Origin of the sequence: uncultured Roseobacter sp. (genome assembly GCF_947493125.1) — a bacterium.
Taxonomy (GTDB): domain Bacteria; phylum Pseudomonadota; class Alphaproteobacteria; order Rhodobacterales; family Rhodobacteraceae; genus Roseobacter.
In genome coordinates this window covers 107,657-122,668 of the sequence record NZ_CANLQB010000009.1, presented here as the reverse complement: position 1 = coordinate 122,668, position 15,012 = coordinate 107,657, and the positions used below count along the sequence as shown (strand labels likewise).

Sequence of the window (15,012 nt, the reverse complement as noted above, 5' to 3'; positions counted from 1 at the left end):
TCTGTTCGCGCAGCGGGAGGGCGGCCCGTGGCGAACGCTCAAAGATCGAAAAGAAGATCTATCCCTGCGTGCTTGCCCGAAAGCACGCGCCCGATCATAATCTCTCCGGAAAAAGCCGCTCTGCTCGGGGTGGAGCGGCTTTTTGCGAAAGATTTCAGGGGTGTGTGAGTGTGCCTGCTCCTGCCTGTGTCAAAGACGCAAAAAGCCGGGCGCGAATCATCGCTCCCAGCGGAAGTCATCACATAGGCGTTGCTTAACAAAAGCACAACAGGGCGGGCGGAGAAAAGTGGTTTTTTGGGTCAGATGCCCAGCCAATGCCTCGACTGCGGACTTAAAATGACTACACCTGTTTCAGTTAGGCGGGACGAAATTGTCGCATCTGTTGTCGGTTGCTAAATTACCACTTTCCGCAGGGGAGAAATCTCAGTCCGTGGGGATAAAGCGACGAACGCGCATCAGATGTTATCATGTTCGCCCGAATGCAAGGTCAGCCAGGTCGGTACTCTGGACCAGAACACTGTAGTAAAACCCCACTAGTTGGCCCGGTTCGGACATCCGGCAGGCAATCGAATGCGTGGTTCAATTCGACGGCGGCACCTGGTTTTGCCGGAAAATCAGGAATGCTGAAAGGCACGCTGCGTTGAGGATCATACGGCCCATTTGGCCATGTTTTGTAAGCGGCAATGTAGATCCGATGACGGTAAGCCGCCTTATCCGGGAAACGGTGGGGCTCGGTGAAGAAGCGCCGCCACGCACCTGAGACATGGTCCGAAAGGCCATCGCCAAACGCAGAGTTGGGCTGAGCACCGTGTGCGTCAACCCATATCCGCGCAAGGCGAGCAGATTGATCTGGGGTCATGTTTTCCAAACCAACAAAGCAGGAACTTCCCAGATAGAGCACTGATACGGCTTCATGAGGCGCTGAGATGATCATGTGCGGTATGGTTCGACCATTTTTAGCTTTGACCTGCTGGATTGTTACGCCAAAACCTGCGCGTTCAAGATTGCGGCGGACCTTCTCTCTGTCGATAACGTCCGTGCATGCCCGGACTGCACGTTCGGCAACCGCAAAGCTCTGAGTGTCGGCAGGAACGCTGCTAATGAACTCTGTATCAACTGGGGGTATTCCACACCCGGCAACGAATAAAACAAAGAAGACTAGCGGCGATCTAAACCATGACATCATATCTATTCCTCAGTCGTGTTTTGCTAGCACCGGAAACAAACCTTGCATAGGGTCGTGGACTTACCGGGTGTAAGAGTTGGAGGCACTCGAAAAGAGGAAAGAGAGGCGGGAAACCACAACTGGCGACAACGCGCCTTTTCCGATAACAGTAATCATCTCCCCCACAGGCGTACGACTGTAGTTTAGGCTCCAAGCGGACCAATGAAAAAAGGCGCCCCGTTGCCGGAGCGCCTTTCGTGTTCGCAAAAGCGTCAGGCTTAGGCCAGTTCGACTTCGGCGCCAGCTGCTTCCAGCTTGGCTTTGACTTCTTCGGCTTCGGCTTTGTCGACGCCTTCCTTGATCTTGCCGCCGGCTTCGACCAGGTCCTTGGCTTCTTTCAGGCCAAGACCGGTGATGCCGCGCACTTCCTTGATCACGTTGATCTTGGAGGCGCCCGCGTTTTTCAGGACAACGTCGAATTCCGACTTCTCTTCTTCAGCGGCGCCACCGGCGTCCGCAGGACCGGCCATCATCACCGCGCCGCCAGCGGCGGGCTCGATGCCGTATTCGTCCTTGAGGATGGTTTTCAGTTCTTGTGCTTCAAGCAGGGTCAGACCAACGATCTCTTCTGCCAGTTTCTTCAGATCAGCCATGTTCAGCTCTTTCCGTTACGATATGTGTGTTCCAACGTCGCGCTTTGACCACGACGCCGATATGACGTTGCTTATGCCGCCGCCTTGTCCTCGATGGTGGACAGGATGGAGGCAATGTTGCTTGCAGGTGCGCCAATGGCCCCGGCGATGTTCGATGCAGGTGCGCCCAACATGCCCGCGATGGTGGAGATAAGCTCCTCGCGCGACGGCATCTTGGACACGGCTTCGACACCGGCGACGTCCAACGCGTTCTCCCCCATGGCCCCGCCGAGGATGACGAATTTGTCATTGCCCTTGGCGTAGTCCTGAGCCACCTTGGCCGCGGCCACGGGATCCTCAGAATAGGTCAGAACGGTCATACCCGTCAGAAGGTCAGCGATGCTTGCGCATGGCTTGCCCTCAAGGGCGATCTTGGCGAGCCTGTTCTTGGCAACACGCACAGACCCGCCCGCGTCGCGTGCTTTGGCGCGCAGGTCCTGCATTTCAGCAACTGTCAGACCGGCGTAGTGGCTGACCACGACGACGCCAGAGCTTTCAAAGATCTGGCCGAGTTCGTCGACCAGCTGTTCTTTTTGTGCTCTATCCACAGTTTCACTCCAATTATGGGGGTGTCCCCCCGGCTCAGTTCACACCGGATCACTCCGGCAGTTTTGGTCCTCGAAACAACGGGCCAGAACCGCCAGAGGCTCTACGGTTGAGCATCTGGAGAGTAAGTCTGTTCCCATCTCAGGCAGGAATTACAGGATTGCTCCAACCCGCCGTCTCGGACGAAATCCAGTAGCACACGAATCAACGCACGCCGCCGGTGGGTTGCGTTTAAGGGTAAGTGGCCTGTCGGACAAGAGGTCTTCTTTTGGGAGGTACTCTGACGGCTGCCTAGCGGGACTTTGCTGCCGCTGCGCCGAACTGCAAAAACCCAGCATTTAGTTGGTCAGGCCAGCATCACAAGTCTGCGCTAGTTCTTCAATCAAAGTCGCAAACTCCTCCATGTCTGAAGGGTCCAGATAAAACCTGAAATTATGCCCTGACAACGGCCCAGTGATTTCAACGCCAGAGCAAAATTGAATTCTTTCGTATGACATCGAATATGAACGTGGGTCGATTTCCGTGCCGTTACGGTCGCTTATGGCTCTCAATCTTGCATCTACATCCGTTGGAAAATTCTCAATTTCCTCATCCATAATTTGTCGCCTGCGGTCATACGCAAAGCCTAAAACACGATCGTACAACGACCGGTACTGATAGCTCGCTGCGCCCTTCAAACGTTCAAATCGCGTGTCTGTAAAGTCTGTAAATTCAACTGCTTCTTTGTCCGTCACAAGCGCACGCAGATCGATGTAGTCGATCTTAGCAAAGAAACTAGCACCCGTCTCGCAACTGTTTGGTTTGTACAACCGCAATTGAATACCGCAGCGTTCAACAGTTACATTCAACTCGGACCACAAAACTTGGCCGTCTGGGCTGAAGGATTTGCGGTGCAAGATATCTTCGATACGGTGGGCGGCGTCCGCATGAACCGCAAGCGGGACGGATGTCATCCAAAATACGATGGTGGCTTTCCACAAAGCCGTTCTCATGTGATCGATGTCCTTAGAAGCACCCAAATAAAGATGAGATTTACGCCCCTTTTTGTAAAGCATAAACCTTCACTTTGGGCTCAAAGCTGACTTTGACGATCACAGCCGAAACAAAAAAAGGCGTCCTCTTGGGACGCCTTTTGTCAGTCGTAACAAATGCCGACTACTCGGTCACAGCGTTCTCGACGGCAACTGACACGCCCGGGCCCATGGTGGAACTGAGCGCAATTTTCTTCATGTAGGTACCTTTGGAGCCCGACGGTTTAGCCTTGGACACGGCGCCGACGAAGGCGCGGATGTTTTCGACCAGCTTGGCTTCGTCGAAGCTTATTTTGCCGACACCGGCGTGCACGACGCCGCCTTTTTCCGCCTTGAACTGCACTTCGCCGCCCTTGGCGGCTTTGACGGCGGCTTCGACGTCCATGGTCACCGTGCCGACCTTGGGGTTGGGCATCAGGTTGCGGGGGCCGAGCACCTTGCCCAGACGGCCCACGATGGGCATCATGTCGGGCGTGGCGATGCAGCGGTCAAACTCGATCTTGCCGCTTTGCACGGTTTCCATCAGGTCTTCGGCACCGACGATATCTGCACCGGCCTTCTCCGCCTCTTCGGCCTTCGGACCACGGGCAAAGACCGCGACGCGTACCGTCTTGCCTGTGCCGTTCGGCAGGCCGACCACACCGCGTACCATCTGGTCTGCATGGCGCGGGTCCACCCCGAGGTTCATCGCGATCTCGACGGTCTCGTCGAACTTGACGTTCGAGTTGCCCTTGATCAGCGCGACGGCTTCTTCGACGGTCACATTCTCTTTGCCAGCGAACGCTTCACGCGCAGCGCGGGTTCTTTTTCCAAGCTTTGCCATCTTACTTCACCTCGATGCCCATGGAGCGGGCAGAGCCCAGGATGATCTGCATCGCCGCCTCGATCGAGTTGGCATTGAGATCCTTCATCTTCGCCTCGGCGATCTCACGCACCTGCTTGGTGGTCACATGGCCCACGACCTCGCGCGACGGCGTCTTGGCGCCGGATTTCAGCTTGGCGGCCTTCTTCAGGTAGTACGACGCAGGCGGCGTCTTGATGTCCATGGTGAAGGACTTGTCCTGATAGTAGGTGATCACGGTCGGGCACGGCGCACCGGGCTCCATCTCCTGCGTCTTGGCGTTGAACGCCTTGCAGAATTCCATGATGTTGATGCCGCGCTGACCCAGCGCCGGACCAACCGGCGGGGACGGGTTCGCTTGACCGGCGGGGACCTGAAGCTTCATGGTCCCGGCGAGTTTCTTGGCCATTGGCCTTCTCCTTTTCCAACCCCTCTCCGGCGCGCCGGTTTGGGCTTATGTTGTCGTGGTCCGGTCCGGGTGCCGCGGCACCCTCGCCTCCCACGTCTGACGCACTCAGGTCTGCTTGTTGACCTGGGTGAATTCCAGCTCGACCGGGGTTTCCCGACCGAAGATCGACACCGACACCTTCAGGCGCTGGTTCTCATCGTCGACCTCTTCGATCATGCCGTCGAAGTCCTCAAACGGTCCGTCGGCGACCTTGACCTTCTCGCCCACCTCGAAGTGGATGAGCGTGCGCGGCGCGTCTTCGCCTTCCTGAACTCGGTTCAGGATCGCGTTCACTTCCGCATCGCGCATCGGCATCGGGCGGCCCTGAGGCCCCAGAAATCCGGTGACGCGGTTGATCGAGTTGATCAGGTGGTAGCCCTGATCCGACATCTCCATATGCACCAGCACGTAGCCAGGCATGAAGCGCCGCTCGGTCGTGACCTTCTTGCCGCGGCGGACCTCGATCACTTCCTCGGTCGGAACCAGAACCTCGTCGATCTGCTCCTCAAGGCCCTGCTCGGTCACCGAGGTGCGGATCTGCTCTGCGATCTTCTTTTCGAAGTTCGACAGGACACTGACCGAATACCACCGCTTTGCCATCTGATCCTTCGTTCCTGTCTTATGCCACGCTCTGATCGGAGCGTATATTCCACTGATTTTCAGGCACTTAGCCGTCTGACTTTAAACAAAAAATCGGCGCACAACTCGAATCGTCGCACGCCTCTGTCCTCGTCAGATGTGCGGGATACTCCGCACGTGCCAATGTTTCAAGGGGTCAGTTGCGTTTTTTGACCAAGGCCGGGTGTCAGCCAAAGGTGTTCAGAACGACCTGCAGCCCCCAGCGGATGATGATGTCCACCGTGGCAAAGAACACCGCCGTCAGGGCCGCGAGGATGAAGACCATCACCGTCGTCAGCATCACCTCGCGACGGGTAGGCCAGACGACCTTTGCCACTTCGGCGCGGACCTGCTGGATAAACTGGAGCGGATTCGTGGTGGCCATGGCGCGTCTTTCCAAGCTTGCGATGGTGGCGACATAACGAGCGGGCGGGCGGATTTCAAGACCGCTTGGAGCGCTCCGCCCGTCAAAGAGGTGGGCGGACCTCGGTGCGGCCCGTCTCAGGTTTGGAAATGGCGGCCGTCCGGGGCGGTCTTCAGTGCGCCGGTCTGCACCGGATTTCTCGGCTGACGGGGAATTGATCGGCAGCCTGCAGGCACGCAAATTGTCTCCCCCACCCGTCTATGGCATGACCCGCAGCGTGGTGCGGTTTGAAACGCATGAACAATCGCGCTCTGGCGTGCTGGGCCACGAAGCGCTCTCACTGCGAGGAGGTCCGTCCATGTCGACCCTGTTTTCACCCTTCCGTCTGCGAGACGTCACGTTCAAGAACCGCATCGCCGTATCTCCCATGAGCCAGTATCGTGCCCGGGAGGGTCATGCCAATGACTGGCACATGGTGCATCTGGGCCGCTTTGCGATGGGTGGCGCCGGGCTGGTCTATGCCGAAGCCACAGCTGTCGAGCGCGACGGGCGGCGCACCCATGGCGATCTTGGGGTGTGGGAGGATGCGCAGGTTGAGGCGTTGCAACCCGTTGCGGCCTTTCTCGACCGGGAAGGCGCGGTTCCGGGCATTCAACTGGGACACGCGGGTCGCAAGGCATCCGAACGTCGGCCCTGGCGTGGGGAAACACCGGTCGATGACAAGGATGTCGCGGAGCGCCGAGAGGCACCTTGGCGGGCGTGTGCGCCCTCCGCTCTGCCTTATGCCGAGGGCTGGCCCGCGCCTGTCGAGATGTCCGAGGCCGACATCGCGCGTGTCATCGACAGCTTCGGAGCCGCCGCCGGGCGCGCAGCAGACGCAGGGTTCAGGATCATCGAGGTCTATGCCGCGCACGGCTTTCTCGTGCACCAGTTCCTCTCACCACTCTCCAATAGCCGTACAGACCGCTGGGGCGGCACGCTGGAGAACCGGGCGCGCTTTGCCATTGAAGTGGCGAGATCCATTCGTGCGCAGTGGCCCGAGCGGTATCCGCTGGCCTTCCGCCTGTCCGCCACCGACTGGATCGACGGTGGGCTGGAGGTCGAGGACACGGTGCACATTGCGCGCTTGCTGAAAGCCGAGGGCGTCGATCTGATTGATTGCTCCTCGGGCGGCATCGGCGGCAAGGACCGGCCCCGCCGCATGACGATCGGCGAAGGGTTTCAGGCGCCCTTCGCTGCCGAGGTGCGCGAGCAGGCCGGTGTCGCCACCATGGCGGTCGGCTTCCTGTGGGATGCGCGTTTCTGTGAGGACCTGCTGGCCTCGGGACAGGCGGATATGATCGCCTTGGCGCGCGAGGTTCTGAACGATCCCAACTGGCCGCTGCACGCAGCCCAGGTTTTGGGCGCGGATGACAGCCATGCCCATTGGCCGGTCGAAGCCGGCTGGTGGCTGATGAAGCGTGACCGTCTGCTGCGCAAGCTGGGGCTGAGATGACGCGGCATCCGCCCCGCGCACATATGCGCCGACGATGTTTGGCCCGCGAAAGCACGCCTGGGACATCGCGTTTTTGGCCCGGCACCGGGGCGTTGAGGTCTGCGCGGAGGTAATGGCAACCCCGGCCTATCGCGATGCTCCAAGCCACGGACAAGCTGGAATGCCGGACAGCCGGTTGCTGAGGAACAGCGCCGCAAAAGCCTCTGCTCAGACGCTGCAACCGGCATGACTAAAGTCCAGGCCCGTGTTGAGACCCGCAGCGAGGCCGCGTGCGAGGGCGCACGGTTCATGGGGTGTCCACTTCGGCCCGGTGCGAGACAAGTCGCGACCGCTTCAGTCACGCCGCTTGGGGCGGCCGAACTCGCCTGACAGGTGCCACGGCATTTGCCGCGCCGACCTGATCTGAGAAAACCGCCGGAAGTGGATGGCAGGGGCTGAGGGACTCGAACCCACGACCCTCGGTTTTGGAGACCGATGCTCTACCAACTGAGCTAAACCCCTATGCCGGTGCTTGGCCTAGTCGGAAACGCCCTCAGGTTCAAGAGGGATCGCACGGCGCATGGCCGAAAAACACGCGAGGGCTATCCCGCAATGGCCTCCAGGGCCGCGATATCTGCCCCCACGATCTGCGCCTCATGCGCCAGAATCTTCTCAATCGGCCAGGTCCACCAGGCGATCTGCAGCAAGCGCTGCACGGTTTCGGGGTCGAACCGGCTGCGGATTACGCGTCCGGGGTTGCCGACCACCACGCTGTAGTCCGGAATCGTGCCGCCGACCACGGCGCAGGTGCCGACGATCACGCCACTGCCGATCTGCGCACCCGGCAGAATGCGGGCCTCTGCTCCGATCCAGACGTCATGACCGATAACCGTGTCCCGACCCCGTGGCAGCGTGTTGGGATAGTCGAGGAATCGCTCCGGATCGTGAATGGCAAAGGGAAAGGTCGAGATGCCCCGCATATCGTGATTGGCGCTGTGGGTGATAAAGCGCACGCCGTGCGCGATTTGGCCGAATTTGCCGATGATCAGCCGGTCCTGCGATGTGGGGAAGAGGTAGGGCGCGAGGCGCGCCGCCCAGGCCGACGGATCTTCCGGCGGATCGAAATCATTGGCGTAGGTGTATTCTCCGACTTCGATCCGCGGATGATCGACCACCGCCTTGAGAAAGACGTTGTTGGGCAGGCGCGTGCCGTCAGGAAAAGTCACCGGATGCACGGTATCGGGTGATGGAAACGGCATCGGCACACTCCTGCAAGTCCTCTGTCGCGGCTCTTCTATCGAAGCGCCAGACAAAGAAAATCGAAAACTGAAGAAAAAGTTTCGCCCAATGTGATCCGCTTCACTGAAAGCGGGGCGGTCTTGCGGCAAAAAGGGCTCAAGCAGCGTGTTGAGTGATCAGTGTTTGGGTAGCTGCCGAGATTTTGAGAACCAGCCGGACGCATTACCGGCACCACATTTTTAAAGGCCAAGACAATGCATATGAAGTTCATCTCGTTCATCGCAGGGACCGCGATCATTCTCGCGGGCTGTGCGAGCCAGGCAACCTATCCTCTGAGCGGCGTGCCGGCAGAAACGGATGACGCGGTTCAGGTGATGAGTGCGCCGGGTGTGGGGCGATATTGAGCTAGCAGGCCCCCCGATGCCGGACATCATCGGGACCTGGTGCAGCCCTCAGCCTCGGGAGTGTTGCACGCAAAAAGAGCCACCGGTCTGCCGGTGGCTCTTTTCCGTTATATAGGACTGACCCGGGTGCTGCGTCTCTGCTCTCATTGATCCTTTGGATCACCTGCCGCAGGTGACGCTCACTGGCGTTGTTTCCGCGATTACTCGGTAATCTTGGAGACCACGCCAGCGCCGACGGTGCGGCCACCCTCGCGGATCGCGAAGCGCAGGCCGTTTTCCATCGCAATCGGCGCGATCAGCTCAACGCCAAACGACACGTTGTCGCCCGGCATCACCATCTCCGTGCCCTCGTTCAGCTGCACCGTGCCGGTCACATCCGTCGTGCGGAAGTAGAACTGCGGGCGGTAGTTCGCGAAGAACGGCGTGTGACGGCCCCCTTCCTCTTTGGTCAGGATATAGGCCTCGGCCTCGAACTTGGTGTGCGGCGTCACCGAACCCGGCTTGCAGAGCACCTGGCCCCGCTCAACGCCGTCGCGGTCGATGCCGCGCAGCAGCGCGCCGATGTTGTCGCCCGCTTCACCACGGTCCAAGAGCTTGCGGAACATTTCCACGCCGGTGCAGGTGGTCTTCTTGGTGTCGCGGATGCCGACGATCTCGATCTCGTCGCCCACGTTGATCACGCCACGCTCGACACGACCGGTCACAACGGTGCCGCGGCCGGAGATCGAGAATACGTCTTCCACCGGCATCAGGAAGGGCTGGTCGATGGCGCGCTCGGGCGTCGGGATCCACTCGTCCACAGCCGCCATCAGCTCGCGGATCTTCTCTTCGCCGATCTCGGGCTTGTTGCCCTCCATCGCCGCCAGCGCCGAGCCCGCAACGATCGGAATATCGTCGCCGGGGTACTCGTAGGAGGACAGCAGCTCGCGGATTTCCATCTCGACGAGCTCCAGCAGCTCCTCGTCGTCGACCTGGTCGACCTTGTTCATGAAGACGACCATGGTGGGGATGCCCACCTGACGGCCGAGCAGGATGTGCTCGCGCGTCTGCGGCATCGGGCCGTCGGCGGCGTTCACCACCAGGATCGCGCCGTCCATCTGCGCCGCCCCGGTGATCATGTTCTTGACGTAGTCGGCGTGGCCGGGGCAGTCGACGTGGGCATAGTGCCGCGCGTCGGTCTCATACTCCACGTGGGCGGTGGAAATGGTGATGCCGCGGGCTTTCTCTTCGGGCGCGCCGTCAATCTGGTCGTACGCCTTGAAGTCGCCGAAATACTTCGTGATCGCAGCCGTCAACGTCGTCTTGCCGTGGTCAACGTGACCAATCGTGCCAATGTTCACATGCGGCTTCGTACGTTCAAACTTTTCCTTTGCCATGGTAAGAGGCGCCCTTTTGTTTCCAGGGGGTCTGTGCGGACCCATTTTTCACATGGCGCGCGATGTATTGCGAAGCTGCGGGAAAATCAAGCACAACCGCAAGGAGGCCTAGCCCGCCTCGGCGACCGCACTCTCGTCTATGCCCTGTGACGCCGCCGGCGCGGCATTGTCCGCCCCCCTGTCGAACCAGCCCTCCTCCGCGTTTTTCTTGACGAGGTAGTCCTCGATCTTCTGGGCGACATTGCGGGAGAGGTTCAGAAGCTGTGTCTCGGCCGACTGGCTCCAGCCGGTGCCGACGATGCTTGCACCGTCCAATGTCTCAAGCACTGTGAGCTGCTCCGGTTCGTCGTTGAGCTTCACGCCCTTTGCATCGTCCCAGACGGTCAGGCGGATGATCATCGCGGATTTGGGTGCCGCGACAACCGGCACGCCCCTCTTGGCCAGCACATAGCCCTCGATGCTGACACCGAAGTGATAGTCCTTCGCGCCCTCATAGCGATCAAACCGCTCGGCAATTGCGGTTTGCAGCGCCTCGGTCAGCTGCTCCTTCGGCACTTCGCGACTGACCGTTGCAGTGGTCTGGACCTTTGGCGCCACAACCACGTTATGTCCGAGACTGAAGTCGCCCAGCGGCACCAGGGGCGCGTCGAGATCGCGCGCGCCAGTACAGGCGGCGAGGGAGAGACCCGCCAATAGGAGCAAAATTCGCCTGATCATGCTGCACCCCGTTGGTGTTCTTGTTGTGATATGCCTAGCTCAAGCCGGTCTGGCACGCAATCCACCGGTGCCCAGATCGGTGGACCACCGCGGGGCCTGCGCTACCTCTGATCCATGGAACAGCGCAAGATCTCGCAGCCCGGCGCGCCCCGCCTGCCCGTCCGCGTGCCCCTGGTGCGCGAGGAGCTCGGCATCCTCCGCAGCTTCAGCCTGATGCAGGAGAATATCCTCAACATCATTCCCGAGATCGCGACACGGGAGCCCGTCCTGTCGGGCCGCACCGCGCGACGCTGGCATATGATCATGCACCCGCCGTCGATCCGGCAGATGCTGCTCGACCGGGTGGAGGATTATCCGAAATCGGTTGTCACCAAGAACTTGCTGCGACCGGCGGTGGGCGACTCGCTTTTCATCGCCGAAGGCGCGCAGTGGCGCTGGCAACGGCGGCTTGCCGCCCCTGCATTTTCGCACCGCAACGTGCGCAATCTGGCGCCCATCATGACGGCGGCAGCCGAGCGCAGTGCGGAGCGGATTGCGGGTGCCGGGCGCCGCGCGGTGAACCTGCTCGACGAGATGATCGCAGCGACCTTCGACGTGATCGCGGACGTGACGTTCAGCGATGACGGCAGTTTTGATCGCGGTGAGATCCATCGTGCCATCGAGGACTACGTGGCCGATGCAGGCCGCGTGTCGCTGCTCGACGTGCTGGGTGCGCCGGACTGGCTGCCGCGGCCGGCGCGGCTGTGGTCGGCACAGTCGATGGCCGAGATGCGGCGCAGCGCGGATGCCGCCATCGAGGCGCGGGCAACCCGGGGCCCCGGTCCGGTGCCGGACTTTCTCGATCTGCTGCTGGCGGGCGAGGACCCCAAGAGCAAGCGACGTCTGACAACCGGTGAGCTGCGCGACAACCTCCTGACTTTCATCGTCGCAGGGCATGAGACCACGGCGCTGTCGCTGGCGTGGTCCTTCTATCTCTGCGCCTTCGATCAGGACGTTCAGGAGCGGGCCCGCGCCGAAGTGCAGGCGGTGCTGGGAGGCCGCGCCGCGACGGGTGAGGACGTAGATCGCCTGCCCTTCGTTCGGCAGGTCATAGACGAGGCGCTGCGGCTCTACCCTCCGGCCGGCGTGGTCTCGCGGACTGCGCAAAAGGCGGATGATCTGAATGGCGCCGACATCCGGCCCGGCGATACCGTGATGATCCCGATCTATGCGCTCGGGCGGCACGCGCTGCTCTGGGACGCGCCCGACAGCTTCCGGCCCGAGCGCTTTGCTGACCGCAAAGCGATTGACCGCTATGCCTACCTGCCGTTCGGAGACGGCCCGCGCATCTGCATTGGCGCATCCTTTGCCTTGCAGGAGGCGGTGATCATCCTGGCCACCCTTCTGTCCCGTTTCCGCTTTGTGCCGGTGCCCGGGCGCGATCCGAAACCCGTGATGATCCTGACCCTGCGGCCCGAAGGCGGCGTGTGGCTGATGGCCGAGCCAGTTTAGAGCAGCGATCAAAGTCATTGGACCAACCATGGCCGCTGGGCCGCCCGGCGGAACCCGCCGGGCAACGCCCGCCGCAGGGCTGGGTGCATGCACCCAGCCCTGCGGCGGGCGCCCCCTTATGGCAACCGTGGGCTCATCAGCGCCCTGCCCGCTCAGCTAGGTGAACCGGTTGTCGCGCGGGAAGCCGCGGGGCGCCATGCGCCCCGCGCTGGCGCGCTTACCGATCCATTCGGCGAGCGCGGTTTCGGTCCTGGTCCGGCCGGCCGGATCGAGCCAGCTCAGGCCCTCCGCCCGCGTGAAGGTCGTTGCATCCGACATCCCGCCATCTTTGTATCGCTGCAGCCGCACGCCCTTGCCGCGGCCCATCTCGGGCAACTCATCCAGACCGAAGACCAGAACCTTCCGGTTCTCGCCGACAACTGCCACGCTATCGCCGGTCACGGCTTTGCAGACGAGCGCGCGCGTGTCCCCGCGCACGTTCAACACCTGTTTGCCGCTGCGGGTCTGCGCCACGACGTCGTCCTCGGGCACCACAAACCCATCGCCCGCATCGGAGGCCACCAGCAATTTGCGCCCGGCCTGATGGCTGAAGATCGTCACGATCTCGGCCTCGTTGGGCAGATCGACCATCAGGCGCAGCGGCTCGCCCATACCGCGCCCGCCCGGCAGGTTCGAGGCCGAGACCGTGTAGAACCGCCCGTTCGATCCAAAGACCAGCAGCCGATCTGTCGTCTCTGCATGGAAGATGAAGCGTGGCCCGTCGCCATCCTTGAACTTGAGCTCGCGCGTGAGGTCGATATGCCCGGTCATGGCACGCACCCAGCCCATCTGCGAGCAGACGACCGTGATCGGCTCGCGGTCGATCATGGCCTCAATGGGCACCTCCTCGATCTCGGCGGCCTCTTCGATCAGGGTGCGCCGCGCGCCGCCCTCGTGATCCTTTCCGAACTGTTTCTTGGTCTCGCGCAGCTGGGTGGTGATTGTCTCCCACTGCAGGCCGGGGTTTTCGAGCAAGTCTTCCAGATGCGCCCGCTCCTCCATGAGATCCGATTGCTCGCGCAGAAGCTCCATCTCTTCGAGACGGCGCAGCGAGCGCAGGCGCATGTTGAGGATCGCTTCAGCCTGAACCTCGCTCAGCTCGCCTTCGCCGGGCGCTGGCGAGACATAGTCTTTCTCATCGGTGGCGCGCACATGTGTCTTGCCCCAATCCTCGCGCATCAGCGCCGCTTTGGGGTCGTCATCATAGCGGATGATGTCGATCACCCGGTCGAGGTTCAGGAAGGCGACGATGAAACCTTCGAGCACTTCGAGGCGGTGGTCGATCTTCTCCAGCCGGTGCCGCGCGCGGCGCAGCAGCACCTCCTGCCGGTGGTCGAGGAAGGCGCGCAGCACTTCCTTCATGGAGCAGACCTTGGGCGTAACCCCGTCGATCAGCACGTTCATGTTGAGCGAAAACCGCACCTCCAGATCGCAGGTGCGGAAGAGCATGCCCATCAGCACCTCGGCATCCACCGAGCGCGAGCGCGGCTCGATGATCATGCGCACATCCTCGGCGGATTCGTCACGCACATCGGCCAAAATCGGGATTTTTTTGGTCTGGATCAGTTCCGCGATCTTCTCGATCAGCTTGGATTTCTGCACCTGATAGGGGATCTCGGTGACGACGATCTGCCACTGCCCGCGGCCCAGATCCTCGACCTCCCACTTGCAGCGCAGCCGGAAGGAGCCGCGCCCGGTGCGATAGGCCGTCGCGATATTCTCAGGTGGTTCGACCAGCACGCCTCCGGTCGGAAAGTCCGGGCCCGGCACGTATTTCAGCAGCGTGTCGTCCCGCGCATCGGGGCTCTTGATCAGGTGAATGCAGGCGTCGCAGAGCTCGGCAATGTTGTGCGGCGGGATATTCGTCGCCATGCCCACGGCAATACCGCTGGAGCCATTGGCCAGCAGGTTGGGGAACTGCGCGGGCAGCACCACAGGTTCGGTCAGGGTGCCATCGTAGTTCTCGCGGAAATCGACGGCGTTTTCGTTGAGCCCCTCCAGCATCGCCTCGGCGACAGCGGTCATCCGCGCCTCGGTGTAGCGGCTGGCGGCGGGGTTATCGCCGTCGATGTTGCCGAAGTTTCCCTGCCCGTCCACGAGCGGGTAGCGCACGTTGAAATCCTGCGCGAGCCGGGCCATCGCATCGTAAATCGCCGCGTCCCCATGCGGATGATAGTTGCCCATCACATCGCCGGAGATCTTGGCGGACTTGCGGTAGCCTCCCGTGGAACTCAACCGCAGCTCACGCATCGCATAGAGGATGCGGCGGTGCACCGGTTTCAGACCGTCCCGCGCATCCGGCAACGCGCGGTGCATGATCGTGCTGAGCGCATAGGTCAGATAGCGCTCGCCCAGGGCCCGACGCAAAGGTTCGGACAGATCGGCGGGGGGCGTATCAGGAGTGTCGAGATCGTCGGCCATTGAGGCTGTGTAGCCTCCGGCGTGCAGCCGAACAAGCGCGATGTCGTGTCCGCCCGGCAACACGTAGCGATGACGCAGCCATAAGGAAATTCTCCCTGACGGAAACCAATTTCGATTGCTATGGACCCAAAAGGCGCCGAAATGTG

At 61.3% G+C, this 15,012-nt stretch carries 15 protein-coding genes and 1 tRNA gene; 3 read left to right on the top strand and 13 right to left on the bottom strand.

Going from position 1 to position 15,012, the window contains the following annotated elements:
* Positions 1-487: 487 nt before the first annotated feature.
* The 8 genes from Q1A71_RS19145 to secE form a co-directional block, all read right to left on the bottom strand.
* Positions 488-1,186 carry a hypothetical protein gene (locus tag Q1A71_RS19145; protein ID WP_299680286.1) on the bottom strand — a complete coding sequence of 233 codons (699 nt, stop codon included), beginning with the start codon at positions 1,184-1,186 and terminating at the stop codon, positions 488-490.
* Between the two features lie 257 nt (positions 1,187-1,443).
* Positions 1,444-1,818 (bottom strand): 50S ribosomal protein L7/L12, encoded by a 375-nt coding sequence (rplL, locus tag Q1A71_RS19140; protein ID WP_299680283.1) that lies wholly within the window; start codon positions 1,816-1,818, stop codon positions 1,444-1,446.
* Between the two features lie 71 nt (positions 1,819-1,889).
* Positions 1,890-2,405, bottom strand: coding sequence for a 50S ribosomal protein L10 (gene rplJ, locus Q1A71_RS19135; protein ID WP_299680280.1), 516 nt, complete (start codon positions 2,403-2,405; stop codon positions 1,890-1,892).
* A 336-nt stretch (positions 2,406-2,741) separates the two neighbouring features.
* Positions 2,742-3,458 carry a hypothetical protein gene (locus tag Q1A71_RS19130; RefSeq protein ID WP_299680277.1) on the bottom strand — a complete coding sequence of 239 codons (717 nt, stop codon included), beginning with the start codon at positions 3,456-3,458 and terminating at the stop codon, positions 2,742-2,744.
* 100 nt (positions 3,459-3,558) lie between these two features.
* Entirely contained in the window at positions 3,559-4,257 is a 699-nt protein-coding gene (gene rplA, locus Q1A71_RS19125) for a 50S ribosomal protein L1 (protein WP_299680274.1), read from the bottom strand.
* A 1-nt stretch (position 4,258) separates the two neighbouring features.
* Positions 4,259-4,684, bottom strand: coding sequence for a 50S ribosomal protein L11 (rplK, locus tag Q1A71_RS19120; RefSeq protein WP_299680271.1), 426 nt, complete (start codon positions 4,682-4,684; stop codon positions 4,259-4,261).
* Between the two features lie 105 nt (positions 4,685-4,789).
* Positions 4,790-5,323, bottom strand: a complete 534-nt coding sequence (gene nusG, locus Q1A71_RS19115) for a transcription termination/antitermination protein NusG (RefSeq protein ID WP_159978217.1) — start codon at positions 5,321-5,323, stop codon at positions 4,790-4,792.
* Positions 5,324-5,528: 205 nt separating this feature from the next.
* On the bottom strand, positions 5,529-5,726 hold the full coding sequence (gene secE / locus Q1A71_RS19110) for a preprotein translocase subunit SecE (protein WP_299680262.1): 198 nt from the start codon (positions 5,724-5,726) through the stop codon (positions 5,529-5,531).
* 337 nt (positions 5,727-6,063) lie between these two features.
* Here secE and Q1A71_RS19105 point away from each other — a divergent pair, with 337 nt between their 5' ends.
* Positions 6,064-7,200, top strand: a complete 1,137-nt coding sequence (locus tag Q1A71_RS19105; RefSeq protein WP_299680259.1) for an NADH:flavin oxidoreductase/NADH oxidase — start codon at positions 6,064-6,066, stop codon at positions 7,198-7,200.
* 425 nt (positions 7,201-7,625) lie between these two features.
* Here Q1A71_RS19105 and Q1A71_RS19100 read toward each other — a convergent pair.
* A tRNA-Trp gene (locus tag Q1A71_RS19100) sits at positions 7,626-7,701 on the bottom strand.
* Positions 7,702-7,781: 80 nt separating this feature from the next.
* Complete coding sequence (locus tag Q1A71_RS19095; RefSeq protein ID WP_299680256.1) at positions 7,782-8,438, bottom strand: CatB-related O-acetyltransferase; 657 nt, start codon at positions 8,436-8,438, stop codon at positions 7,782-7,784.
* Positions 8,439-8,678: 240 nt separating this feature from the next.
* On the opposite strand from Q1A71_RS19095, the gene Q1A71_RS19090 reads away from it, so the two are divergent.
* Complete coding sequence (locus tag Q1A71_RS19090) at positions 8,679-8,822, top strand: hypothetical protein (protein WP_299680253.1); 144 nt, start codon at positions 8,679-8,681, stop codon at positions 8,820-8,822.
* A 200-nt stretch (positions 8,823-9,022) separates the two neighbouring features.
* Here the strand turns inward: Q1A71_RS19090 and tuf are convergent, their stop codons facing one another.
* The gene (gene tuf, locus Q1A71_RS19085) at positions 9,023-10,198 is read right to left on the bottom strand and encodes an elongation factor Tu (protein WP_299680250.1); all 1,176 of its coding nucleotides are present in this window, start codon (positions 10,196-10,198) and stop codon (positions 9,023-9,025) included.
* A gap of 108 nt (positions 10,199-10,306) precedes the next feature.
* Positions 10,307-10,915 (bottom strand): hypothetical protein, encoded by a 609-nt coding sequence (locus tag Q1A71_RS19080; protein ID WP_299680247.1) that lies wholly within the window; start codon positions 10,913-10,915, stop codon positions 10,307-10,309.
* Positions 10,916-11,029: 114 nt separating this feature from the next.
* Between Q1A71_RS19080 and Q1A71_RS19075 the strand changes: the two genes are divergently transcribed.
* On the top strand, positions 11,030-12,406 hold the full coding sequence (locus Q1A71_RS19075) for a cytochrome P450 (protein ID WP_299680244.1): 1,377 nt from the start codon (positions 11,030-11,032) through the stop codon (positions 12,404-12,406).
* 156 nt (positions 12,407-12,562) lie between these two features.
* Here the strand turns inward: Q1A71_RS19075 and parC are convergent, their stop codons facing one another.
* Entirely contained in the window at positions 12,563-14,866 is a 2,304-nt protein-coding gene (gene parC / locus Q1A71_RS19070) for a DNA topoisomerase IV subunit A (protein WP_299680240.1), read from the bottom strand.
* Between the last annotated feature and the right edge of the window lie 146 nt (positions 14,867-15,012).

Bases quoted from the DNA above. Each gene is read 5' to 3' on its own strand.
- rplA (WP_299680274.1), bottom strand. From the start codon at position 4,257: ATGGCAAAGCTTGGAAAAAGAACCCGCGCTGCGCGTGAAGCGTTCGCT.
- parC (WP_299680240.1), bottom strand. From the start codon at position 14,866: ATGGCCGACGATCTCGACACTCCTGATACGCCCCCCGCCGATCTGTCC.
- Q1A71_RS19130 (WP_299680277.1), bottom strand. From the start codon at position 3,458: ATGCTTTACAAAAAGGGGCGTAAATCTCATCTTTATTTGGGTGCTTCT.
- secE (WP_299680262.1), bottom strand. From the start codon at position 5,726: ATGGCCACCACGAATCCGCTCCAGTTTATCCAGCAGGTCCGCGCCGAA.
- Q1A71_RS19080 (WP_299680247.1), bottom strand. From the start codon at position 10,915: ATGATCAGGCGAATTTTGCTCCTATTGGCGGGTCTCTCCCTCGCCGCC.
- Q1A71_RS19145 (WP_299680286.1), bottom strand. From the start codon at position 1,186: ATGATGTCATGGTTTAGATCGCCGCTAGTCTTCTTTGTTTTATTCGTT.
- rplK (WP_299680271.1), bottom strand. From the start codon at position 4,684: ATGGCCAAGAAACTCGCCGGGACCATGAAGCTTCAGGTCCCCGCCGGT.
- Q1A71_RS19075 (WP_299680244.1), top strand. From the start codon at position 11,030: ATGGAACAGCGCAAGATCTCGCAGCCCGGCGCGCCCCGCCTGCCCGTC.
- nusG (WP_159978217.1), bottom strand. From the start codon at position 5,323: ATGGCAAAGCGGTGGTATTCGGTCAGTGTCCTGTCGAACTTCGAAAAG.
- Q1A71_RS19090 (WP_299680253.1), top strand. From the start codon at position 8,679: ATGAAGTTCATCTCGTTCATCGCAGGGACCGCGATCATTCTCGCGGGC.
- Q1A71_RS19105 (WP_299680259.1), top strand. From the start codon at position 6,064: ATGTCGACCCTGTTTTCACCCTTCCGTCTGCGAGACGTCACGTTCAAG.
- rplL (WP_299680283.1), bottom strand. From the start codon at position 1,818: ATGGCTGATCTGAAGAAACTGGCAGAAGAGATCGTTGGTCTGACCCTG.
- tuf (WP_299680250.1), bottom strand. From the start codon at position 10,198: ATGGCAAAGGAAAAGTTTGAACGTACGAAGCCGCATGTGAACATTGGC.
- Q1A71_RS19095 (WP_299680256.1), bottom strand. From the start codon at position 8,438: ATGCCGTTTCCATCACCCGATACCGTGCATCCGGTGACTTTTCCTGAC.